We start from the raw sequence: 23,922 nt of genomic DNA, 5'->3' as shown, positions 1-23,922 counted from the left end.
ACTTACTGCTAGGTTGATTTAAATAAACGACATCATTGCCAATAAAATTAGAGATGTGTTTCAAAAATGAACTGAGGGTTTTGCTTAGAAAAACTAAGGTTTGTATTATTTTTTAAATGAATGAAGGTGTTTGGGATGATACAATAACAAAAGCCATGATGTTGGTCATGGCTTTTGGTTTGGTTATGTGTTAGAACAAACGAGATCGTTTGAGCTTGCTTGGGTTTCTGTTTTATTATTTATGGCACGGATTACAAATCCGCGCGATCGGGTAGCTAGCACAAGCTTGGGATAACTATGAGAATTATAAATCTATTTTTTTTTTTTTAATTTAATACTCATTAATAGGAATAAGTATACATTAAGATAAAATAAATAATAAAAATTTAAAAAATTCTTTTTTGCGCCGGTATTAAGTAGTTCTAAATGAATTGAATAAAGTCCAATACTAATAATAATAATACCATATAAAGCTGAGAAATTAATGATTTTATATTTGCCTAAATTTTTAGATGGAAGTATATTTATACCCTTATATTTATAAGTTAAATATAGTGACAATATCATTAAAAAGTATGCAATATATATTAAGTATTCAAAGTTTTTGAATTTAAGACCACTTAGAATAATTAAAATTAGAATTATATAAAACAGTATTATATTTTTATTCCTCATTTTTTATTTTTCTTGTTGAAGATTCCGTTTTTATAATCATAGTATGTCCATTAAATCTTGATTCTGAGTCATACATTCGTTTTGACATTGCAGTTCCCATAATCCATCCACCTCCAATTTTACTTGTTATAAAACCTACAGTAGCTGCCAATGGTACAGCAACTGTATTAGGAACCCAGTGTTTTATTGGAACGTAATTTATATCATCTTGAATTTTAGATTTTAGATCTTCAGCTACTGTTTTTACAGCACTATGTTGTTTATCAAAAGATATATTTGTCGTTCCGTCTTTACCATCTAAATCTGTAGCAACAACTTCTGACTTTACTTTAGGCTTGCTATCAATGTCTCCAGTAGTTATAGTTGTTACAGTTCGGTCTGATTCTACTGTTTTTGTTGACATTAATTCAGTTGTACTATTATGATTATCACTATCTTTACTAGCCATTAACTCATATTCATAAGTTGTTGTTCTAGTATCTTTAGTTTTTGTAGTTATTGTATTACCGTTTTCATCTGTTGATGTAGATGTAGTAATAGTGCTTTTAGTCTGAGTTAATGTATATAAATGTGTGCCTCTATACTTTGTATTCGTATAGCTTAAAGTATTGGTTTTTGTTTCAACTACTTCTTGAGGACAATCTCCATTAGGACAAGGCTCTAGACCATCTGGGTCTACAAAATAAATAGGATTATCAAAAGCATAATTATATGGCGAATGTCTTCTCATTTTCTCCGCAAGCGGATCCAAATTCATCCAACGTCCAAGCGCTGGATCGTAATTACGTGCTGTAATATCAATCCATCCTAGTCCTAGTTCATCTTGTTCTTCCTTAGCACCAAATCCGTATTTGTGATCTACACCATTGATGTTGGTATTATAGCCATCATGTTTCATACCAAACGGATAGTAATTATTTTCTTCGGTAATTTCGTCTTTATCATCAATACTACCATCACCATTAAAATCAGAATAAGCCAAACGGATATTACTTAAATGGTCTTTGTATTGATACACATATCTAAACTCATCTTTTTCAGGTTCAGCATAACCTTCAGGCTGTGAGAAGAATTTAAACTTTCCATTTTCATAGATATAATTCCCTGCATATTCAGTATGTTCCTCTTCTTTTATGATTTTCTTAAGTTTTGCTCCAGTGGCATCATAAATATAACGAATATCTCCTTGAGGTAAAATCACGCGCGTTGGTAAGTTTAAGTGGTTGTAATCAATACGTTCTATCCCTTTATTTCGATCTACGATCATATTACCATTAGCATCGTAATTATAATCTCCATTTTGCTGACTGATATTATCTGCAAAACCAATGTGATGGTGTCCTTCTTCTAAGACGTCAATTAGCTTATTACCTCCATCGTAGGTGTAGGTCAGGTGATCCATATACTCAATGTAATTGTTGGTATTCCCATAACCACTACGTCTTAGTGTTGTAATATTTCCGTTTTTATCGTACTCAACTAGCTTGAGATTATGCTTGTTGTTTTCAGTAGGATTAGAGGTATTGATACTTTTCCCATTTATGATTCTGTTAAGCGCATCATACTCGTATTTGTAGGCTCTCAATACATCATCATTAGCGGTTTTCCATAGTGTTTCAGAAATATTACCATTAAATAGCTTTTTGTCAGCATTTGTATGATAATCAATAGTATTGTAGTTAATACCAAACGCAAACAGATCATTACCTAAATTATCAGGATCGTTAATGGTCTTGAGCCACCCTCTAATGTTATAATTATAGTCCACATCTTGTAATCTTGAGGGAGCACTTGTTTTACCACCAACACCTTTACGAACGAGTTGTCCCAAATCGTCATAATGATTATGAGTAATCAATTCATTTTGATTGGCTTCATTGACATTTTGAACATGAGCAATTAGTCTGTTAGTATGATCATATTCAAATCGATCTACAGTAGAGATCTCTTCAAAGCCATCTCTTTTATGTGATGATGTTGTTTCTAAAGCTCTCCCATCAAATGACATCTTACTTTTGATTTGGTCGGTAGTATTTAAATAGGCATTATGACTATAAACATATATTGGATTTGATTTGTCATCGTAATAGGTTACGGTTGTGATCCAATCCTCTGTGTCTAAAACTCTCACTTTACTTCCAGTAGCTAATCCTTTAGGCTTAGAGAGTGGTGTGACGCCATAGGCAGATTGAGCAACCCCTTCTCCGATATCAAATTTATAACCGTCATAATAGCTGATGGTATAGAGCTCCTCTATTCCAAACTCTGGAAAGACGAAACTGTCATCTTCATAAAACACCGTAGTGCCAGCAATAGTGTAAGGCTTACCTGTTTTTGTTACCCATAATAGTTTGGCCACATCTGCAGCTTTCTGTGCTTTGATTCTATCAATCTCTGCAATGATCACACCAGTATAAGCCACTCTACCAAAGACATCGTATTTGGTAAAGAGCCACTTGTCTTGCTCACGAAGATTCGCATCTTGTGTGAGTACAGGTAGATCGAGTTCATTATACACAATCCATTCCCAATCTTTACCTGGAATCTTTTTTTCTACCAGACGATTACGCTGATCATAGATGTACTGATAACACAGTTCATTGAGTTCAGTACTATTTGGTGCATTAGCTTGTGCTTCTGCTTTTGGAGGTAAGACATAGGTGAGATTCCCAAAACTATCATAGACATAATAGGTGTCATGAGCGACATTATTATTATAGGTGCGTTTTAAAACCACTTGACCTTGTTTGTTGGTAAACTCCTCTGTGGTATGATCTTTAGTGTTACTCCCATCATGGTTTTCATCTTTGACTACACTTTTAGAGAGTTCGTTTTCATTGTAATATCCGTAATTATTATTAGAAGATGTATTGAGTACTAAACTTGGTGAGTAGGTGTTATTACCAACACTAAGTGTGACTTCATAATGGCGGACTTCAGAAGACGAATTAGTGAGATAGTCCATTTCAATTTCATGACCATTGCCAAGTTTCCAATCTTTTCCTGGAGCAGCTTGCTTAAATACTCTGCCAAGAGGTGAATCTTCAAGTTCTTTTTCCGAATAGGGATTGATATCAGCAAGGCTCATTCCTGGAAAGTCTTCTTCATAGCTACTGTCATCGTAATAAGACAGTGTTGCAGGTAATGCATCGGTTCTATAGTCGCTAATATTAGTTGAAGAACTGTAAGGCAGATAGTCTTTGGTTTTTCGCCCAAAGTCGTCATATCCAATATGAGTGATGATGTCCTCACTGTTCCCGCCACCTCTAATGGCAATTTGCTGCGCAGGTCTTCCTAGTCCATCAAAGTACGTAATAGATTCTACTTTCTGAGAACTACCAAGTGCATTGATATTAGTAGTCGCCACACGAGGTGTGAAGTTATGGATGTAGTTGAGCTCAGTTGCTACAGGCGGCGGTGGTGCAGCCTCTTCAACGATTACTGGTAAACTACCAAGGATGCTGTTCTTTTTCCCGAGGAATAATATACTCTTGTTACCAAGGCTTGTCCACTGAATCACGGCTGAGTATACAGTTCCTGAGGAGCTGGAAGATACAAGTGTACCACCATTGATATACCATGAGTGATTTGGTCTGTTGTTTCCATCATCGTAGGTGTAGGTATGTGTACTACCTATGTCGACAGGAGATGGTCCGGTAAGATTTTGTGCATAGCTAAAACTACTAAAGGCCATACAAAGAAGTAACCCAAAGCTTAGTTTTACGAGTGCTGTGTTTATATGATATTTCATAATGCTTTTGATTTGTAATTATTAATTAATCCAATAGGTAGTGATACTTGTTTTCGCTGAGTATCTTTCCATCCTGATCTTTGACTCTAACCAGTCTGTGTAAATCATCATACTCGTAGTACACGGTATAGCCTTTAGGGTCAGTCATAGAAGTGACACCAATTAGCGGATCATAGGTATAAGTGGTGACCATGGCTAGCGGTAATGCTTGTCGCAAATTATTTTGTGCATTTCTAAGGGTGTTTTCGTTACACGCTTGAGAACTCATACAACTAGAGGTATCAAAATCTGATGCATTTTGAATACTATTTACGAATCCTGCCACCTGACTGTAGGTTGCATTTTCAATCTTGGCTACAGGTAAGCTTTTATCGTATCCATAGATATAGCAGATGTCCATACCATCTTCTCTGGAGACGTGAAGAATGTTACCATCAGCATCATACTTTTTAAATCGGATACGATTTTCAAGAGGGTTGGTGCCTTTAGCCGTTTGAATAAGAGAGGGTTCTAATACGCCATCAAGCCAATCGTATTTTGTTCTTGAACTATTCATGACTTCATTGGTATCAATGAGTCCATCTCCATCAGTATCTTTAAACGTTTTTGTTTCTAAAGGCGCTATTCTATTTTGATCAATTAAGTTCTGTACTATACCATTTTCTGTGGGCGTATATGCATTAAGCAGATCCTGTGGATAATGGAATTCTTGTTTGACATCTTTACCATCACTTGTCACTGAGGTTACCGTTTTTGTTTGGTAATGCTCATCATAATTATAACCGTAAGTTGTGGTCTTCTCCAGCGTACCATTATCTAAATAGTCTTTTTCTGTGGTTCTCAAAAGATGCTGAGTTCCTCCTGTTAAATGATATATTCGATAACCAGGATGGAAAGTAACGGGGTTAATATTTGGATCTCCTACAGGCATTCTTTGCAACATATATAAAGGTAGTTTGAATAAAGTGCGGTCGTTTACGTAACCTGCAGGTTTATCATTTTCTATCCAATCAGGTTCTTCGTTCGTATTTTGTTCCCAATCCAGATAGATGGCTTGAGGTGTAAATTCAAAATCTGGATTTAGTAATCCTGCATACTCAAAGTCTGATGCATATTCAGTCCCTCCATATAAATATTTATTGTAAATTTCTTTAACAAGCGTATAGTTGTTATTTTCATTTTTGAATACTTTGGTTCTTACGTTTTTCCCACGTAGCCACTCATTATCAGTAGGAGGATGATATGGGAATTTGAAGTAGTCGCCTCCTGTATCTCCTATATTAGTGAACGTGTATTCGGTTTTTCCAACGTTATCATACTTAGTGCCTAAATATTCTATGACACCAGAATAGCCTATAGTATTTGGTTGAAAACTTCCGAACATAGCACCAGCATCATTATAATCGGTAACAGTAGTAAAATAATTAGGTGCAAATCCAGGAGAGGTATTAAGGTAAGATGGCAGCCCTATAATTGCGCCACTATCTTTATAGCTGACATTGCCATTAGTAGGATCAACAACGCTATACTTGTATTCGTACTCTTTAGTTATTGTGTTTCCTAAAAGATCGATATTATCGATACGTTTGATACGCTTTCCAGGACCATATAAATTGGTTCTTTGATCTGGTGTATCATAATCAATGACAATTCTAAAATTGTAAATATTGTCTAAATGCTGATTACTTGGAATTTCCGGATGATTAATTGGGAACACTTGAATCGTAGCACTGGTATCTGTTCCTGTATATATGGTTGTAGGTTGATCCAAACTAATTTCTCCACCATTAACTGTAAAATAGAACAAGCAATTGACACCTTCGGGTAATGGATTGTTTATATCTTGTAAATGAAAGCATTCTATACTATATGTTACTGGAGTCCCTGAAGGCAGTTGCAAGGTGTAAGGTGTATATAATCCTTGATTGAATGAGAAATCTGATTTAGTGAGTTCTATAGTAGTTTCATCAACAGATCCAGGATTAATATTTGGCACAATGACCGAATTAAATTCTTCGGGGACTTTACCAATATTATGTTCATAAGTCAGTAGTGTTTTTCCACCAGTAGGATATTGAATTTCTTTTAGTAATCCAGCTTCAGAAGCATCAATATTAACACGTCTGTCAGGCTCATACATTCCATAGGTAAACATTCTGGTAAATGGACCGTTATTAGGTGCAGCATTGTAATAGCCCCAATAATCCTGTCGGGATGAATAGGTGCTTGGTAAAACTGTAGAGTCATAGGTAAAAGTGTATGGCGGTTTGGTAACACCATTAGCACCTTCTTCCTGTACGCTACTTAAAAACATTCTACTCCAGGATCTGGTGAAATTACTATTGCCAGGGTCATTGTAATACCACAATAAGTTAGAGGTATCTGTACTTGTGGTGTACGTATAGTTTAAATGGTAGGATTTGATGTGCTGGGCTTTATGATAGATAGAGATCTTATCTAAAGAGAACCCCTCAAAATCCTGTCTCCAGTTTTGAGATTTTGTAAAAATGATACTATCTCTCTCGTTATTAAAGGTTATTTTCTTTAACTGCTTTTCATAGTTTCTAACTAAAGATAATCTGGTATGCATCGTAGTTATATCATTCATTCCAGCAGCAGTATTTACTACATTAGACCCTTGTGGAGCTGTATGTTTATCATAGGCTTTTCTGTAGTAATGACTAGCACTATTAACACCATGTTCGCCTTCGTAGTAGTAATTGATCTTTTCGCCATAAATGGTTTCTATTTCCACTAATTTCCACGAACTGTAGTACCTGTCGATAGCTTCAGAATAATCGAGTACTACATCTCCATTAAAGTAGACAGACATTCCACCCGAATCTTGGTAATCACCAGCAAACCGGTTACCTTGTTTTGTTTTTCCGAAGTAATATTTGGTACCATCAGAGTCTGTGATGACGAAGCCATTAATGCCAGAGGGAGCAACTGAATTACTTCCTCCACCCATTGAGTATTCTATTTTAACATCATCAAAGCTTTGGATGATAGGATCTCCTGTGGTATAGTCCAGTATGAATTTACCACTGATACTTCCTGCACTGAAATTGAATTGGTCAGGATAGAAATCGTAATCTGGATAATTGGTCTCGATGCCATGTACCGATGCTCTTACATCTTGGTCACTAGCATAATCGGTGAAAGCACTTCCATTATTTAAATAACCGTTTATAGAAAACTCATCACTTTTACCTCTCACCTGTCGGGTGACACTACCACCATATTGTAAGGACCAGCCCATACCTGTTCTTGGTGCAACTTCTGCAACCTTAACACCTCTGGCGTGGTAGCTCAGTTGTATTGGGATACTTATGCCTTTTTGTTTGATGGTATAAATAGGCACTGAAATATTCGGTAAGCCTGTGTAGTGCGAAATAGGAACGTCCACAAAATTCCCTAAAGCAGCTGCCTCAGGAGAGGGTGGAACAATTTCTGGTAATTCCTGAGCCCATATACTTACAGGTATCAGGAATAAAAACAATCTGAAAAATGTGGATGAATAATGTTTCATTGAAATGTGATTTTAATAGTTAACACTTCACCGACTATTACAATTAAAGACCTAAAAAAAAAAGTAGAAGGTGATAAGGTCTATTAATGGTGACCCTACCATGATTTTAAAATAATCGATACAATTGATGGTAAAATTAGAGATGGGTCTAGACATATAACTGAGGTTTTCGCTTAGAAAAACTAAGGTTTCGCCCTAGCACTAATCCTTAAGTGATATCTACTTTAGCACTAGTTAATTTGATAACCACTTTTTAAAATCACATAACACGTTAACTATGAGTAATACCTTAAATGTCCTTATTGCAGAAGACGAGCCTTTGATTATTAGGATTGTAACAAGAGCATTGCATGAGATCAGTCAATCCTTCGATATAAGTTATTGTAACATTAAGTCTGTAACAGATTATGACACTGCGTTAAAGGAAATTAATGAAGCTTTTAATACCACTCCATTCGATCTGATTGTATTAGATACTAATATTAATATGTATAATGATGAGGTATTAGATTGTTGTGAAGATATAGGAGCTGGTCTTAAGGCCAATTTTCCAAATGCAAAAGTTATTGTGCTCACCTCATGCAACAATAATTATAAGATCCATAATATTTTAAAATCCTTAAATCCAGATGGTCTGCTCATACGAAGTGATATTGATTTCGACGAATTAATAAAAGCGTTGTCTTCAGTATTGCATCACGCTCCTTACTATAGTAGAGCTATTTTAAAATTAATTCGGATACATATAGCCAACGATTTCAGCTTAGATAAGATAGATCGTCAATTACTATATCACCTTTCGTTAGGAACAACGATGAAGTACTTGCCTAATGTTATTCCATTGTCTAAAAGTGCAATTGAACTCAGAAAACGAAACTTAAAGGCGCTTTTTTCAGTAGAAAATGAATCTGATAGAAGTTTGATTTTAAAAGCAGAACAACATGGCTTTATATAAACTACACATTATGAAATGGAATAAAAAGAAACTGAAAATGAAAGCCTTTAGCTTACAGGAGGTGTTAATTGTATTGCTCATTATTGGTGTTTTTATGCTTATAGCGTTACCCAATTTAATGCCCTTAGTCGTCAAAGCTAAGAGTATAGAGGCGCAAATGCAGCTTAAGTATATCTATAATAACCAAACAACACATCGCTACCTGTATTCTAAATATGCTCATGATCTGGACGATATAGATTTTGAAGCACCAAAGACGGTTAAAGACAACGGAAGTGCTAACTATGTTTATGAGGTGATACAAGCCGATAATACAAATTTTATAGCAAGAGCTACTGCCATTACAGACTTTGATGGTGATGGAATTTTTAACGTATGGGAGATCAATGAAAATGGTATTCCAAAACAAATTGTAAAAGACTAATGGTAATTTTAAAAATCATATTAATAAGTAGTTTCAGCTTGATCTTTTATCAGGATTTTAGGGAGCGTCAGGTGTATTGGTTCTTGTTTCCGTTCTTTGGATTTTGTAGTGCTATTTTATTCTATAACAGCACGTTACCTGAATTGTTTTATGTGTCCATAGGAATGAATTTCATATTCATCTCTACATTGCTTTTGATTGTTTTTTTGTATTCAAAACTGAAGTTGAAGTCGAATTTTCAAGAGGTATTCGGTTTAGGTGATGTCTTATTGTTTTTAGCCTTGATCTTCTCTTTTTCAACCATATCATTTTTAATTGTATTTGTGTTTTCATTGTTATTCTCTTTATTGATGCATCTCGTATTGAAACACTATTCTAAGTGTCAATCTGTTCCACTAGCTGGATATATGAGTTTGTTTTTTGCCATTATCTATGTGTCAGATTGGATTGGACTCACATCATCTTTATACGTTTTATAATCATGGTAAAAGAAGATTTTAAAATACCAATTCATTTAAAGCAACTTATTAGTAGTGAACAAGCTTATCACTATAATATCATACCTGTTGGTGTGCAAGGTGATGTTTGGACCTTTAAAACATACAATGTTAGCCCTACTCTGAAACAAGAATTACAAATTGTATTTGGAAAAGAGATCATTTTATTGTCTGAAACAGAATCTAATATCAAGCAATACTTAGCATCAAATTTCAGGAAAAGGGATCAAACACATGCTGAACATTTTAATTATTCTTCTGATTTTTTAGAAAAGTTGTTGGCAACTGCTAAGCATATTGGGAGTAGTGATATTCATTTTGAAATCTATGAAGAACGGTGTAGAGTTCGCTTGAGGCTAGATGGTAAATTGAAAGAGTATTTCATTATCGAATCTGATCAATATCCAGTAATCATAAACAAGCTAAAAATTAAAGGAGGTTTAGATATTTCAGAAAAACGTTTACCACAAGATGGTCGTATTACCATACATTCTGATGCTGAAGATTTTGACATTAGAGTCTCATCATTACCTACGTTGCATGGTGAAAAAATGGTACTTCGTATTTTAAGTAAAGACGCAGACCACATTCAATTGGAAGATTTAGGATTCACAAATTCAGAATTGAACACTTATAAAGAAGCCATAAAAAAACCAAATGGAATTGTATTGATTTCTGGGCCGACAGGTTCGGGAAAGACCACAACATTATATGCGACTTTAAAGCTGTTAAATGATGAAAGAACTAATATATTAACTATTGAAGATCCTATTGAGTATACATTAGAAGGTGTAAATCAAGTTCAATTGAAAGAAAATATTGGTTTAGATTTTTCAAGTACACTCCGAACGTTCTTGAGACAAGATCCGGATGTTATTATGGTTGGAGAAATTAGAGATGCCAAAACTGCTAATATGGCAATTAGAGCTGCTCTTACTGGTCATTTGGTGCTATCTACAATTCACACAAACTCTGCATGGGCAACTATCTCACGGCTAATTGATATGGACATTCCTACTTTTTTAATAGCCAATACTTTAAATGTTAGTGTCGCTCAACGGCTAGTTAGACAACTATGTTCAAACTGTAAAACTGAAAAATTGATTCAACAGTCAGATTTTCCAGATCAATTTGAAATTCCTCAAAATTTAAAAACACAGTTTGTAGCAGTAGGTTGCGATGAATGCTACTATACAGGTTATAATGGAAGAAAGGCAATATATGAGATCATACCAATAAAAAAAGCATTAATAGAACACATAAGAAATAATCGTCTTGAGATAGATGATTACATGCATGCTGAAGGTATAAATAGCCTTAAAACAAATGCAATAAATCTTATTCGTAACGGCACAACCTCTGTGGCTGAGGTATATTCACTTTTAATTGAATAATGGAAAATCTATTGTTCTAGAAATAATAAAAATGAACAGAATGAAATTAGTATTTAAAATAATAGTCTTAATTTTTATAGTTGGTATTGGTCACTCTCAAAACGACCAAAGATTATCGACTATTGATCTACAATTAGAGCAATTGTCTACTAATAATATTGGTTTAACACAAAAACTGGATGCCAGTATTTCTTTAAATGATGTGACACTTCCAAATTTTTTACTGGCTGTTTCGAATGTGCATAAAATTAATATCAATGTTGCTCCCGAATTGAATAACATAAATATCAAGAATAATTTTTCAAATGTTATTATTTCAGATATGCTACTCTTTTTATGCAAAGAGTATAATCTTACTATTGAGTTTACCAAAAACATACTTTCTATAAAACCTTTTTTGGAAGAGGCTAAAGAAGAGATTTATCCTAAAAAAATTACATATGACCCTCTAGATGAAACATTATCAATTGATGTCAAAAAAAATAAATTGTATGAGGTTTTTAAAGAGATCATGGATGTTAGCGCTAAAAACTTACTCTATGCACCTGGTATGGAAACTATGGATTTGACAGCTTATATCAAGTCTTCAGATTTCGATGCTGCCATGGATAAATTAGCACTGACCAATAATCTAACACTAACAAAAACAAAGGATGGTTTTTATGTGTTTGACAAATTTGGAATCTCAAACCAAGAGATGCAAAATAACAAGTTAAGTATGCGTATAGGTCCTAATTTAAACTTTAAGGTGATAGACTCTACACGTCAGCTTCTAGAGGTTAATTTTAAGAATGCACCAATTAAGGATATCATTCAAACAGCCGCAGAAGCTCTGGATATCGATACCTTTATGGCATCGCCATTAGATGGTGCCGGAAATACTACTTTCAAAGCAAAGTCTATTAGTTTTGATAATTTGCTTATTAAGTTATTTGAACCACAAACAGCAGTATCAACAAATACAGGGAATCTTCAGCAGCAAAATAGAAATGCGTCTTCAAACTTCACAGCATCTGATAATTTTACATTTAAGATAGAAGATGATATCTATTTTTTTGGAACCGAAAAACAACTCAGTGTCAGAAAAGTTGAGATTGTTAAGCTGAGACATCGTTCTGTAAATATGATGGCCGATCCGCAGATGATGAGTGGTAGTAACGACATAAGAGGAAATTATCAAGCTGCAGAACAAGGGTTTAGAAATCAGTTAAATAACGGATTCAATAATCCAAATACAAATGTAGTTCCAAGACCTCAAAATAGGAGCTATTCAAATATTTCTACAGATCGAGTTACAAATGAAAATAATGGTAGTATACTGGATTTAATTCCTGAAGAGGTAAAAGAAGGACTAGAATGTAAAATAGACTTTGAACTCAATAGCATATATGTTACAGGAACAGGTGCTAAAATTGAATTCTTTAAAAAATTCATTAAAAATATCGATAAGACCATTCCTGTTATTCTTATTGAAGTTATGATTGTTGAAGCACAAGTGTCTAATACCTTAGAAACTGGAGTGAGTTGGGGAATAGGGAATGAACCAACAACAACATCGGGAGGATTGTTTCCAACTACAGATATTAACGTTGGAGCTAAAACGATCAATCAAATTATTAGTGGGTTTAGTAATACCTCAGTTTTTAATTTTGGTAGAGTAGTTCCAAACTTTTTTGCCACTGTAAAGGCTATGGAGACTAATGGTGATCTAAAGATTAAATCTACACCTAAAATAGCGACTTTAAATGGACACAGAGCATCATTTTCTAATGGTCAGACCTCATATTACGCTATTGTGCAGAGAAATATTATTGGTACTGACAATCCTCAAACTTCTGAAATTAGAAACTATTTTCCAATTGATGCAAAACTTGGTTTAGAGATTAAACCTTATGTAACTGGAGATAAACAAGTATTATTAGATATTAATGTTATACAATCTAGTTTTGGACAGCGAATAGCAGAAGATGCTCCGCCAGACATTAGCTCTAGAAGTTTTTCTTCGGTGGTGAGAATGAAAGATCAAGACATAGCTGTATTAGGAGGTTTGGAAGAAAACTTCTCTAATAACTCAGGTTCTGGTGTACCGTTTTTGGCACGTATTCCTATAATTAAATGGTTGTTTAGTAAGCGTGTAAGAGAGGGCAGAAAATCAAAATTAACTGTATTTATAAAACCAACAGTATTTGCTAATGAAAACTAATCTAGCTTCATATTTACAATTTGGAAATCGTTTTTATGGTGTTGAGCAAACACAATTAGATAACGCATACAAGTTTTATGGAATTGCGCTTATCAAAAAGCAAAATCAGTTGGAACTTGGTACTTGCTTGGAGTCAAATACGCTTGATGATTTAAAAGCTCAACTTCCTAAAAGCAAACCTATAATTTTGGTTATAAATACTAATTCAGTTTTAACAAAAAAAGTAGCGAGCACATCTAATAATCTATCGAAGTTAGTTCATTTGGCGTTTCCAAACATTACTGTTGACGAATTTTATTATGAATCCATAAGTCAGGGCGAAAATCACTTTGTATCTATCTGTAGAAAATCTTATGTAGATGAAATATTAGAATCATATGCAGCAAAACATATCCCTGTTATTAATTTTACTTTAGGAAATCTTATAGGCTCTAATGTTTGTTCTTTTATAGATGCTGAAGTTGTGCACACTTCTAATGCGAGTCTTTCTATTGACAATAAATTGATTTCTAATATTACATCAAGAGAGAACAGAACAGAATTGATGTTCAATATTAATGGTCTTGATATCGAAAGTAAGTACATATTGAGTTGTGGTGCTGCTTTACACACGATACTTAACTATGACACTATTCAATCTGGTTTTACAAACACAAAAAAGGAATTAAACATTAGGTTTAAACAAAAACGATTTGCTAGTCAGTTTCTTAAGATAGGATTGGGTAGCTTATTTATTGTTTTACTCATTAACGCTTTGTTTTTTAATCATTATTACAATGCTGTGAATTCTTTGAGACAAACTAGTCAAGTCTTAGAGCTTTCAAAGACTAAAATGATGGAACTCAATGAAGAGATTCAAAAAAATGAAAAGATTGTTACAGATATTCTAAAAAACAGTTCGTCTAAAAGCTCATTTTATATAAATGATATTATAAACCGACTTCCAGAGACTGTAATTTTAAAAGAGTTAAACTATCAACCATTACTTAAAAAAATTAAGGAAGGCAATGATATAGAACACCAAAAAAACACCATTTTGATCTCAGGACAAATTAATGAAAGTGTTTGGTTTTCTCGATGGATTTCTCAGTTAGAGGCAATTAGCTGGATCACTTCGGTTGATATATTAAATTTCGAAGACATTGCTAAATCATCTTCGAGTTTCACAATTAAAATTCATATGAAAGATGACTCAGAGGACTAAAAACGTATTATTGATTATTGCCTTGGTGTTACTGGCTGCTATTGCTTACAGGTATGCTATTGTTAATACACTTGAATTAAAGCGCGAATACAAGAGGCTTGGTCAAGACGTCGATCTTCTAGAAAACATGCCTTCAAAGCTCTCATCATTAAAACAAAGAAAGATCTATCACGATTCATTATTGACCAGATATCAATTGGGTGAAAGTTCTATACAGAACAGTATGCTCAATACCATAAATACATTTGCCATATCAAATAATTTAAAAGTAGTAGAGTTTATTGAACCACACAAAGTTGCTAAAAATGATTTAATAGTTAATACCTATCAATTTAGTCTTGAAGGTCATTATAATGATATGATTTCCTTAATTCATAAATTAGAGCAACAAACCAAATTTGGTGAATTTATTAATCTTAACTTCAAGAAGTATAAGAACTATAAAACAGGAAAAAGCTATTTGCAAGTCAATGTTTTATTACGAAGCTTTGGTTAGCAAAAGGTGTCTACCCGTTGACGTTTATTTTGCCTTTTAATATTGAAGATCAATAAGGCATTTTTTATTAGGTTACAGTACATTTATAAAACTTCTTTTTATATCTTCAGCTATTAGAATTAAAATTATTAATGGAGTTAAATACTGAATTAGAATTAGCTTGGAATTTTGTAAACAACACAAACAGAAATGTGTTTTTAACAGGTAAAGCTGGTACTGGTAAGACGACCTTTCTTCATAAGCTGAAAATGAACTCAATGAAGCGTATGGTTGTAGTAGCACCTACAGGTGTAGCAGCTATTAACGCTAAAGGAGTAACAATTCATTCGTTTTTTCAATTACCTTTTGGTCCCATCTTGCCAGATGAAAGAGAGGCTACAAATTCTGGTTTTTCAAGAAAATTCAGTAAGACTAAAATCAATATTATTAAATCATTAGACCTTTTGGTTATTGATGAAATCAGTATGGTTAGAGCTGATATCTTAGATGGTATTGATAGAACATTGAGACGTTTTAGACATAGAAATTTAATATTTGGAGGTGTTCAATTATTAATGATAGGAGATTTACAACAGTTATCTCCTGTAATTAAAGAAAATGAATGGCATTTATTAAGTCCGTATTACAAAAATGTGTATTTCTTTAGTAGTCAAGCATACCAACAATGCAAACCTATTACTGTTGAGTTACGACATATTTACAGACAAGATAACCCTGAATTTATTAATATTTTAAATGAGATTAGAACTAACACATTATCAAAATCTTCAGAAGATATATTGAACAAACGATATCAGCCTCACTTTACTCCAAAGGAAAATGAAGGTTATATAACATTAACTACTCACAACAGTAAAGCTGATCGTGTAAACAGATCTGAGCTGGAAAAAATAGACGCTAAAGCAAAAGTTTATAAAGCTGTAATTGATGGTAAATTTCCTGAATTCTCTTTTCCGAATAAAGAAGAGTTAGTCTTAAAGGAAGGTGCTCAAGTCATGTTTGTAAAAAATGATACTACGGAAGAAAAACGATACTTCAATGGTAAAATCGGGAAAGTTATTTTATTAGACGAAGACGAGGTGGTTGTTAAATGTCCTGATGATGATTTTAATATTAATGTTACACCAGAAACATGGGAAAATATTGACTATAAAATCAATCCGGAAACCAACGAAATAAAAGAGAATAAAATTGGAGCGTATACGCAAATACCTTTGCGATTAGCATGGTCTATTACCATTCACAAGAGTCAAGGTCTCACCTTTGAAAAAGCTATTATTGATGCCGAAAGTGCTTTTGCTCATGGTCAAACTTATGTGGCACTTAGTAGGTGTAAGTCTTTGGACGGTTTAGTTCTTAGTAGTAAAATCAATTCCAGTCAGATTATAAATGATAATAATGTACTATCATTTACTAAAAATGCAGAAGAGAACCAGCCTGATAATCATACTTTATTACAATCTAAAATTGATTTTCAGCTGCAACTTATTAGCGAAATATTCAATTTTTTTGAGTTTTTAAGTCCAGTGAGGCGAATTTTAGATATATACTACAAGAACAAAGGTAGTATCGAAGGTCATATGGAAGCGCCTTTAATTGGTATTAAAGATTCCGTTACTAATCTATTGAAAGTGAGTAACGCCTTTAAAATTCAACTCTCTAAAATAGCGCAGAGCAATGAAGAGCCTCAGAATAGCGCAGCCATACAGGAGCGTTTTAAAAAGGCCATTACTTATTTTGTTGGAGAGGTTAAACCTAAACTGTTTGATCCTTTTAAAAGCATCAGTTTTACCACTGATAATAAAGCTATAGAGAAAGATATTAATAAATCACTAGATCAATTAGAGGAATTAATTATAACCAAGATGTTGTATTTTTCTAGTTTATCTGAAAGCTTCAAGGTTGAAGCGTTTATAAAACTTAGAGCTCAATCTGTTTTCTTAGGAAAAGAGAAACCAAAGACACCTAGAAAAGCAGTAATTGATGGCACAACTAATGTTGAGTTATTTGAGTTGCTTCGAGAATTAAGAAATGCAATCGCACTTCGGGAAGACCTTATACATTATCAAATTTTTACGCAAAAGGCATTGTATGAAATGTGTGAAACATTACCAACAAATAAAGCTGAACTTAAGGCTGTTAATGGAATGGGAAAAGTTCGTGTTGAAAAATATGGTGCTGAAATACTTCAAGTGATCAGAGATTATTGTGAAGAGAATGGTATTGAAACATCATTAGATACCGAGATGTTTGAACATCCTAAGCCTAAACGAAAAAAGGGAGACACAAAAAAAGAATCTCTGGCATTATTTAAATTGGGTAAATCTATAGAAGAGATTGCAAATGAAAGAGCGCTAAACATTAATACAATAATTGGTCATTTAGCCAGTTTTATCCCTTCTGGAGAGGTTACGATCACAGATCTAATTTCAGAAGCACATTATAAAGAATTGAAAGTGTTGATTCCAAAATATACTTTTGATAACCTTTCAGAATTAAAGCATCAAATTGACGAAAAATACACTTACGGAGAGCTGAGATTAGTTCTCAATGAATTATCATCTAACTAAAAAAGGCTTCAAAATTTCTTTTGAAGCCTTTTTTGATGGTATTTTGAGATTATCCTTTGATGACACCTCTTGAAATTACAATTTTCTGAATTTCAGAAGTCCCTTCATAAATCTGCGTAATTTTTGCATCTCGCATTAATCGCTCCACGTGATATTCTTTTACAAACCCATTTCCACCATGAATTTGAACAGCTTCTACCGTTTGTTCCATAGCAACTTTAGAAGCATATAATTTGGCCATTGCACTAGACATATCATGGTTTTTACCTTGATCTTTTTCCCATGCAGCTTTCATCACTAGTAGTCTTGCAGCTTCTATTTCAGTATACATATCGGCTAATTTAAAAGCAATGGCTTGGTGGTTACATATTTCAGTACCAAAAGCTTTACGCTCTTTTGAGTATTTAAGTGCTAATTCGTATGCTCCTGCTGCAATACCTAATGCCTGAGCAGCAATACCAATACGTCCACCAGATAGGGTTTTCATTGCAAATTTAAATCCAAATCCGTCTTCACCAATTCTATTTTCTTTCGGTACTTTAACATCATTAAACTGTAAAGTATGCGTGTCACTACCTCTAATTCCTAATTTATCTTCTTTAGGTCCTATATCGAAACCTTCCATGCCTTTTTCTACAATAAAAGCATTGATGCCTCTATGACCTTTGTCTCTATCTGTTTGGGCAATAACTAAATATACATCACTACGACCACCATTTGTTATCCAGTTTTTTGTTCCGTTAAGAATATAATGATCACCTTTGTCTATAGCTGTAGTAGCTTGAGATGTTGCATCACTTCCTGCTTCTGGTTCACTCAAACAAAAAGCACCTATAAATTCACCAGTGGCTAACTTTGTTAAGTATTTTTGTTTTTGCTCTTCAGTTCCATAAGCTTCAAGACCATAACATACTAAAGAGTTGTTTACCGATACCATAACAGACGCAGAAGCATCAATTTTAGAAAGTTCTTCCATGATTAAGACATAGGAGATTGCATCCATACCGCTTCCACCATATTTTGGGTCTACCATAATTCCCATAAATCCTAAATCAGCCATTTTTTTGACTAATTCTTGTGGAAATTGTTGTTTTTCATCCCTTTCTATGACTCCAGGAAGTAATTCGGTTTGTGCAAAATCACGAGCAGCGTCGCGAATCATGATATGTTCTTCTGTTAAACTTAAATCCATAGTGTGTTTAAATTATTGAATTGATAAAAAGTGAGTGCAAAGATAACTCTTTATTAGTATATTTTCAATAAGGATTGCTATTTTTACTGAATATGATAAAATCTAAGTACAACGTTATAGGTGTGATGTCTGGAACATCTTTAGATGGAATCGACTTGGCGCATATCACTTTTGAGTTTCATCAATATTGGACCTTCAAAATTCATAAAGCCGAAACCATACCATATTCAGAAAAGTGGTTGATCAGATTAAAAAACCTAGTTAATGAACCTAGAAATGTCATTGACCATATAAATATAAGCTACACTGAATACTTAGGTGATGTGATTCAAAAGTTCATAAAAGACCATAAAATAGAAGATCTTGATGCTGTATGTTCACATGGGCATACAGCCTTACATCAGCCAGACAATGGCTATACATATCAAATAGGTAATCATCCAATATTAGCTGAGTTTATCCAACAAACCCTTATTTGTGATTTTCGGGTACAAGATGTTGAACTTGGCGGACAAGGAGCTCCGTTAGTGCCAATTGGTGACCGATTATTGTTTTCAGACTATGATTATTGCATCAATCTTGGTGGTTTTGCTAATATCTCTTCGGAAATAGATAACCAAAGAATTGCCTATGATATTTGTCCGGTAAATATAGTTATGAACCGATATGCCAATGCCTTAGGGTTTGACTATGATAAAGGTGGAACTATTGCAAAATCAGGAGGTATTGATCATGACATTTTAAATGCTCTAAATGCTCTGGATTACTACAAAGAGACATCTCCTAAATCTTTAGGCTTAGAGTGGGTTGAAGACCAAATAGTTCCAATATTAGACACTTCGCGAGGTTCAGAAGCTGATATTCTTAGAACGTTTGTTGAACATATCGCTATTCAAATTGCTGCAAGTGTAAGGTCAAATAGTGAGGTGTTATTCACTGGAGGAGGAACTTACAATAATTACCTATTAGATAGAATTCAAAACCAAAAAGCGTTTAAGCTTATTGTACCTTCAAAAGACCTTATTGAATTTAAAGAAGCCCTCATTTTTGGTTTACTTGGAGTGCTTAAATTACGAGGCGACATTAATTGTTTATCTAGTGTGACAGGTGCATCCAAAGATCATTCATCAGGTTACGTGTATTATCCATAAAATTATTGTAAAATTAATATCTAGCGATTTTTAGTTTTTTATATTTGTTACAGAATAACTAACTACATGAAAGATTTACTTCAGAAGTACGAAGAAAAAGAACCCGAAATTATTTTTAACTGGAAAGATCCAGAAACTGATGCCGAAGGCTGGACAGTAATAAACTCTCTTAGAGGTGGAGCTGCAGGAGGTGGAACAAGAATGCGTAAAGGTCTAGATATGAATGAAGTTCTATCTCTGGCTAAGACCATGGAAGTGAAGTTTACTGTATCTGGTCCTGCCATTGGAGGTGCAAAATCTGGAATCAATTTCGATCCTAAAGATCCAAGAAAAAAAGGCGTTTTAGAGCGTTGGTATAAAGCAGTCTCTCCATTGCTGAAAAGCTATTATGGAACAGGAGGCGATTTGAATGTGGATGAAATCCACGAAGTAATTCCTATCACTGAGGAGAGTGGTGTTTGGCATCCTCAAGAAGGTGTTTTTGAAGGTCACTTTAAACCAACCCAAGCCGATAAGATCAATCGTATCGGACAATTACGTCATGGCGTGATTAAAGTTATCGAAAACCCTAAGTATTCTCCAAGTGTATCAAGAAAATATACTGTAGCCGATATGATTACCGGTTTTGGTGTTGCAGAAGCTGCCAAACACTTTTATGATATCCATGGCGATTCTATTGCTGGAAAAAAAGCCATAGTACAAGGATTTGGTAATGTTGGAGCTGCAGCCGCATTTTATTTAGCGCAAATGGGTGCTAAGATTGTGGGTATTATAGATATCGTTGGTGGATTGATTAATGAAGACGGATTTAGTTTGGACGAAATTACGGATATGTTTCTTGATAAAACAGGAAACCATCTGGAAGGTGAACATTTGATCCCTTTTTCAGAAATGAACGAAAAAATATGGTCGCTTAAAACTGAAATTTTTGCGCCATGTGCTGCATCTCGACTTATTACTCAAAGTCAAATTGATCAAATGATTGATACAGGATTGGAAGTTATTTCCTGTGGTGCTAATGTCCCTTTTGCTGATAAGGAGATTTTCTTCGGAAGTATTATGGAGCACACAGATAATAAAGTAAGCCTCATTCCTGATTTCATATCAAACTGTGGAATGGCTAGAGTATTTGCTTATTTTATGGAGCGAAAAGTACAAATGACCGATGAAGCTATTTTCAATGATACCTCAAAAACCATTAGAAAGGCTTTACAAAAAGTTTACGATAAAAATCACACAAAAACAGGAATTAGTGAGACCGCTTTCGAAATCGCTCTTACTCAACTTATATAATAAATCAATATGGAAACCATAATTATTTTAGTATTTGTATTAGGCTATCTAGCTATAACTGTAGAACATAGTATTAAGATTGATAAATTAATACCAGCTTTGATTATGATGGCCATTAGTTGGGCTCTAATTGCTTTGGGTATTGATTCTTTTCCACAGTGGTTTGATTCGGCTAATCACGGTTTAGTTGATGGGTTTTCTACTCTGGGAGAAGAGAGCAAGATGCATATCATGGAAGAAACCTTATTGCATCATCTAGGTAAAACAGCTGAGATCTTAGTATTCTTACTTGGAGCGATGACTATTGTTGAGATCATAGATTATTTTGACGGATTTTCAACAATTAAGAGTTTTATAAAAACCAATAGTAAGAAGAAAATATTATGGATTTTTGCCATTTTGGCCTTTATATTATCTGCAATCATCGATAATTTAACAGCTACTATTGTATTGATTTCAATCTTACAAAAGATAGTTAAAGATAGAAGTGTCCGTATTTGGTATGCAGGTTTGATTATCATTGCAGCCAATGCAGGTGGAGCTTGGTCTCCTATTGGAGATGTAACCACTACGATGTTATGGATTGGTAAAAAAGTAACCACTGGACATTTATTTGCATATTTATTTGTTCCATCATTGATATGTATGTTGGTTCCAACATTTATTGCGTCTTTTATGCCTCCTTTTCAAGGTAAGATGGATAAAGTAGAAGATGATGAGAATAAGGTGAAGAATAGATTTAGTGCAACAATGCTGTATTTAGGATTAGGTGGTATTGTATCAGTTCCAATTTTTAAAACCGTTACACACTTGCCACCTTATGTAGGTATGATGCTAGCTTTAGGAGTAGTTGCAGTGTTTGCAGAAATTTACAGTAATTCTAAATTTGCGATTTCTCAAATTGGTGATGATGGACATCAGGAACATGCTAGCCATAGTCCAGTTCATCATTCGTTATCAAAAATTGAATTGCCAAGTATTTTGTTTTTCCTCGGAATATTAATGGCTGTAGCCGCTCTTGAGTCACTTGGAATCTTATTTGGATTTGCAGGAAGTCTACAAGAATCAATGCCAATGTTAGGCAGTGAAATGGCTGGCACCAGAGTTTCAGACCTTGTGGTTCTATTATTAGGTGTTGGCTCTGCAGTTATTGATAATGTACCTCTGGTAGCCGCAAGTTTAGGAATGTTTTCTGAAGCCATAGATGATCAATTATGGCATTTTATTGCTTATTCTGCAGGAACAGGAGGAAGTATGTTAATTATTGGTTCAGCTGCTGGTGTTGTAGCAATGGGTATGGAGAAAATTGACTTTTTCTGGTATCTAAAAAAGATCTCTTGGTTAGCTCTTGTAGGTTTTCTTGCTGGAGCCCTTGTATTTTTGTTTACAAGAACATTGTTTTAAGACATATACTTTATAAAGAAAACTATCGTTATTAGAATAGTTAAAATTAATTTTCAATCCCTATAACATGATATTACAAGGTAATATTCAAGATGGAGCAGAAGTTATTACTGATGCTGAATCAACTGAAAAATCACTATCCATAATTGAACTTATTAGTAGTGGAGGAACAGCAGGACAAATTATTATAGCGTTGTTGTTCATACTTCTTATTGCTGCTATCTATATTTATTTTGAACGCCTCTTTGCTATTAAAGCTGCGTCTAAAGTAGATTCTAATTTCATGAATCAAATCAAAGATCATGTAAGCAATGGTAAAATTGACTCCGCACAAATGTTATGTGCTCAAGATAATTCTCCAGTATCCAGACTTATCAATAAAGGAATCAGTCGTATTGGTAAACCATTGGAAGATATTAATACAGCCATTGAAAATGCTGGACGATTAGAAATATACAGTCTTGAAAAAAATGTGAGTATTTTGGCAACAATATCGGGAGTTGCACCAATGATTGGGTTCTTAGGAACAGTAATAGGTATGATCTTATCTATTTTTGAAATTGCCAATTCTGGAGGTCAGATAGATATCAAGCAACTGTCTGATGGATTATACACAGCCATGACTACAACAGTTGCAGGACTTATTGTAGGTATCGTAGCTTATATGGCTTACAATCATTTGGTAGTTAAAACAGATAAGGTTGTTTATCAAATGGAAGCAAATTCGTTAGAGTTTTTAGATCACTTAAACGAACCTATTTAATGAATTTAAGAGGAAGAAATAAAGTTACACCAGAATTTAATATGTCATCAATGACAGATATTGTATTCTTGTTATTGATCTTTTTTATGTTAGCCTCAACTTTGGTTACAACCAATGCTATTGATATTTTGTTACCAAAAGCCAGCGGAAAAACAGAAAATAAAAGGTCAGTTGCGGTAACTATCAAGAAAGATCTTACCTATTATATAGATCAGAAGCGAGTTGGTGAAAGTGTATTGGAAAGCGAATTAATATCTGCTTTGTCAAGCCAAGACCAACCTACCGTAGTTCTAAGAGCAGAAAAGTCTGTTCCAGTTGAGAATGTTGTTAAAGTTATGGACATTGCTAATAGGAATAAGTTTAAAGTTATTCTAGCGGTCAAGCCTAATAACTAATACTTGATTTTCTCTTGGCATAA

At 34.0% G+C, this 23,922-nt stretch carries 16 protein-coding genes; 13 read left to right on the top strand and 3 right to left on the bottom strand.

From position 1 onward, the window contains the following. Positions 1-664: 664 nt before the first annotated feature. Both Q0951_RS04795 and Q0951_RS04790 read right to left on the bottom strand, forming a co-directional pair. Positions 665-4,426 (bottom strand): DUF6443 domain-containing protein, encoded by a 3,762-nt coding sequence (locus Q0951_RS04795; protein WP_299334914.1) that lies wholly within the window; start codon positions 4,424-4,426, stop codon positions 665-667. A 25-nt stretch (positions 4,427-4,451) separates the two neighbouring features. Continuing rightward, on the bottom strand, positions 4,452-7,958 hold the full coding sequence (locus Q0951_RS04790; protein WP_299334911.1) for an RHS repeat domain-containing protein: 3,507 nt from the start codon (positions 7,956-7,958) through the stop codon (positions 4,452-4,454). 277 nt (positions 7,959-8,235) lie between these two features. Here Q0951_RS04790 and Q0951_RS04785 point away from each other — a divergent pair, with 277 nt between their 5' ends. The 8 genes from Q0951_RS04785 (at position 8,236) to Q0951_RS04750 (ending at position 17,701) form a co-directional block, all read left to right on the top strand. Continuing rightward, positions 8,236-8,913, top strand: a complete 678-nt coding sequence (locus Q0951_RS04785; protein WP_299334908.1) for a DNA-binding response regulator — start codon at positions 8,236-8,238, stop codon at positions 8,911-8,913. 10 nt (positions 8,914-8,923) lie between these two features. Continuing rightward, entirely contained in the window at positions 8,924-9,337 is a 414-nt protein-coding gene (locus tag Q0951_RS04780) for a type II secretion system protein (protein WP_299334905.1), read from the top strand. Beyond that, entirely contained in the window at positions 9,337-9,816 is a 480-nt protein-coding gene (locus tag Q0951_RS04775; protein WP_299334902.1) for a hypothetical protein, read from the top strand. Before Q0951_RS04780 ends, Q0951_RS04775 begins: the two co-directional genes overlap by 1 nt. 2 nt (positions 9,817-9,818) lie before the next feature. After that, positions 9,819-11,228 carry a GspE/PulE family protein gene (locus Q0951_RS04770; RefSeq protein WP_299334900.1) on the top strand — a complete coding sequence of 470 codons (1,410 nt, stop codon included), beginning with the start codon at positions 9,819-9,821 and terminating at the stop codon, positions 11,226-11,228. Positions 11,229-11,268: 40 nt separating this feature from the next. Next, positions 11,269-13,431, top strand: a complete 2,163-nt coding sequence (locus Q0951_RS04765; protein WP_299334898.1) for a general secretion pathway protein GspD — start codon at positions 11,269-11,271, stop codon at positions 13,429-13,431. After that, positions 13,421-14,635 (top strand): hypothetical protein, encoded by a 1,215-nt coding sequence (locus Q0951_RS04760; protein ID WP_299334897.1) that lies wholly within the window; start codon positions 13,421-13,423, stop codon positions 14,633-14,635. The genes Q0951_RS04765 and Q0951_RS04760 overlap by 11 nt, the downstream gene beginning before the upstream one ends. After that, the gene (gene pilO, locus Q0951_RS04755; protein WP_299334894.1) at positions 14,619-15,131 is read left to right on the top strand and encodes a type 4a pilus biogenesis protein PilO; all 513 of its coding nucleotides are present in this window, start codon (positions 14,619-14,621) and stop codon (positions 15,129-15,131) included. Before Q0951_RS04760 ends, pilO begins: the two co-directional genes overlap by 17 nt. A gap of 131 nt (positions 15,132-15,262) precedes the next feature. Next, a complete protein-coding gene (locus Q0951_RS04750; protein ID WP_299334893.1) occupies positions 15,263-17,701 on the top strand; it encodes a helix-turn-helix domain-containing protein in 2,439 nt (812 codons plus the stop codon). Positions 17,702-17,750: 49 nt separating this feature from the next. Here Q0951_RS04750 and Q0951_RS04745 read toward each other — a convergent pair whose 3' ends face one another. Continuing rightward, complete coding sequence (locus tag Q0951_RS04745; RefSeq protein ID WP_299334891.1) at positions 17,751-18,893, bottom strand: acyl-CoA dehydrogenase; 1,143 nt, start codon at positions 18,891-18,893, stop codon at positions 17,751-17,753. Between the two features lie 92 nt (positions 18,894-18,985). Between Q0951_RS04745 and Q0951_RS04740 the strand changes: the two genes are divergently transcribed. The 5 genes from Q0951_RS04740 to Q0951_RS04720 all read left to right on the top strand — a co-directional run bounded on the left by Q0951_RS04740 (position 18,986) and on the right by Q0951_RS04720 (position 23,899). Continuing rightward, positions 18,986-20,044: an anhydro-N-acetylmuramic acid kinase gene (locus Q0951_RS04740; protein ID WP_299334888.1), complete on the top strand. Its 1,059-nt coding sequence runs from the start codon at positions 18,986-18,988 to the stop codon at positions 20,042-20,044. 66 nt (positions 20,045-20,110) lie between these two features. Then, positions 20,111-21,337 (top strand): Glu/Leu/Phe/Val dehydrogenase dimerization domain-containing protein, encoded by a 1,227-nt coding sequence (locus tag Q0951_RS04735; RefSeq protein WP_299334885.1) that lies wholly within the window; start codon positions 20,111-20,113, stop codon positions 21,335-21,337. A gap of 9 nt (positions 21,338-21,346) precedes the next feature. Beyond that, a complete protein-coding gene (gene nhaD / locus Q0951_RS04730) occupies positions 21,347-22,741 on the top strand; it encodes a sodium:proton antiporter NhaD (protein WP_299334883.1) in 1,395 nt (464 codons plus the stop codon). A gap of 67 nt (positions 22,742-22,808) precedes the next feature. Next, positions 22,809-23,504: a MotA/TolQ/ExbB proton channel family protein gene (locus Q0951_RS04725; protein ID WP_299334881.1), complete on the top strand. Its 696-nt coding sequence runs from the start codon at positions 22,809-22,811 to the stop codon at positions 23,502-23,504. Further along, complete coding sequence (locus Q0951_RS04720; protein WP_299334879.1) at positions 23,504-23,899, top strand: biopolymer transporter ExbD; 396 nt, start codon at positions 23,504-23,506, stop codon at positions 23,897-23,899. Before Q0951_RS04725 ends, Q0951_RS04720 begins: the two co-directional genes overlap by 1 nt. Positions 23,900-23,922: the final 23 nt, after the last annotated feature.

It is taken from the genome of uncultured Psychroserpens sp., from assembly GCF_947501425.1.
In the GTDB taxonomy this organism is placed as follows: domain Bacteria; phylum Bacteroidota; class Bacteroidia; order Flavobacteriales; family Flavobacteriaceae; genus Psychroserpens.
The sequence above is the reverse complement of the archived record's forward strand: the minus strand, read 5'-3'. Positions and strand labels throughout refer to the sequence as shown.

What these genes read in the sequence shown, in the direction of transcription:
- Q0951_RS04770 (WP_299334900.1), top strand. Translation starts at nt 9,819, where the DNA reads ATGGTAAAAGAAGATTTTAAAATACCAATTCATTTAAAGCAACTTATT.
- Q0951_RS04790 (WP_299334911.1), bottom strand. Translation starts at nt 7,958, where the DNA reads ATGAAACATTATTCATCCACATTTTTCAGATTGTTTTTATTCCTGATA.
- Q0951_RS04750 (WP_299334893.1), top strand. Translation starts at nt 15,263, where the DNA reads ATGGAGTTAAATACTGAATTAGAATTAGCTTGGAATTTTGTAAACAAC.
- Q0951_RS04775 (WP_299334902.1), top strand. Translation starts at nt 9,337, where the DNA reads ATGGTAATTTTAAAAATCATATTAATAAGTAGTTTCAGCTTGATCTTT.
- Q0951_RS04795 (WP_299334914.1), bottom strand. Translation starts at nt 4,426, where the DNA reads ATGAAATATCATATAAACACAGCACTCGTAAAACTAAGCTTTGGGTTA.
- Q0951_RS04740 (WP_299334888.1), top strand. Translation starts at nt 18,986, where the DNA reads ATGATAAAATCTAAGTACAACGTTATAGGTGTGATGTCTGGAACATCT.
- Q0951_RS04735 (WP_299334885.1), top strand. Translation starts at nt 20,111, where the DNA reads ATGAAAGATTTACTTCAGAAGTACGAAGAAAAAGAACCCGAAATTATT.
- Q0951_RS04720 (WP_299334879.1), top strand. Translation starts at nt 23,504, where the DNA reads ATGAATTTAAGAGGAAGAAATAAAGTTACACCAGAATTTAATATGTCA.
- nhaD (WP_299334883.1), top strand. Translation starts at nt 21,347, where the DNA reads ATGGAAACCATAATTATTTTAGTATTTGTATTAGGCTATCTAGCTATA.
- Q0951_RS04760 (WP_299334897.1), top strand. Translation starts at nt 13,421, where the DNA reads ATGAAAACTAATCTAGCTTCATATTTACAATTTGGAAATCGTTTTTAT.
- Q0951_RS04785 (WP_299334908.1), top strand. Translation starts at nt 8,236, where the DNA reads ATGAGTAATACCTTAAATGTCCTTATTGCAGAAGACGAGCCTTTGATT.
- Q0951_RS04780 (WP_299334905.1), top strand. Translation starts at nt 8,924, where the DNA reads ATGAAATGGAATAAAAAGAAACTGAAAATGAAAGCCTTTAGCTTACAG.
- Q0951_RS04745 (WP_299334891.1), bottom strand. Translation starts at nt 18,893, where the DNA reads ATGGATTTAAGTTTAACAGAAGAACATATCATGATTCGCGACGCTGCT.
- Q0951_RS04765 (WP_299334898.1), top strand. Translation starts at nt 11,269, where the DNA reads ATGAAATTAGTATTTAAAATAATAGTCTTAATTTTTATAGTTGGTATT.
- pilO (WP_299334894.1), top strand. Translation starts at nt 14,619, where the DNA reads ATGACTCAGAGGACTAAAAACGTATTATTGATTATTGCCTTGGTGTTA.
- Q0951_RS04725 (WP_299334881.1), top strand. Translation starts at nt 22,809, where the DNA reads ATGATATTACAAGGTAATATTCAAGATGGAGCAGAAGTTATTACTGAT.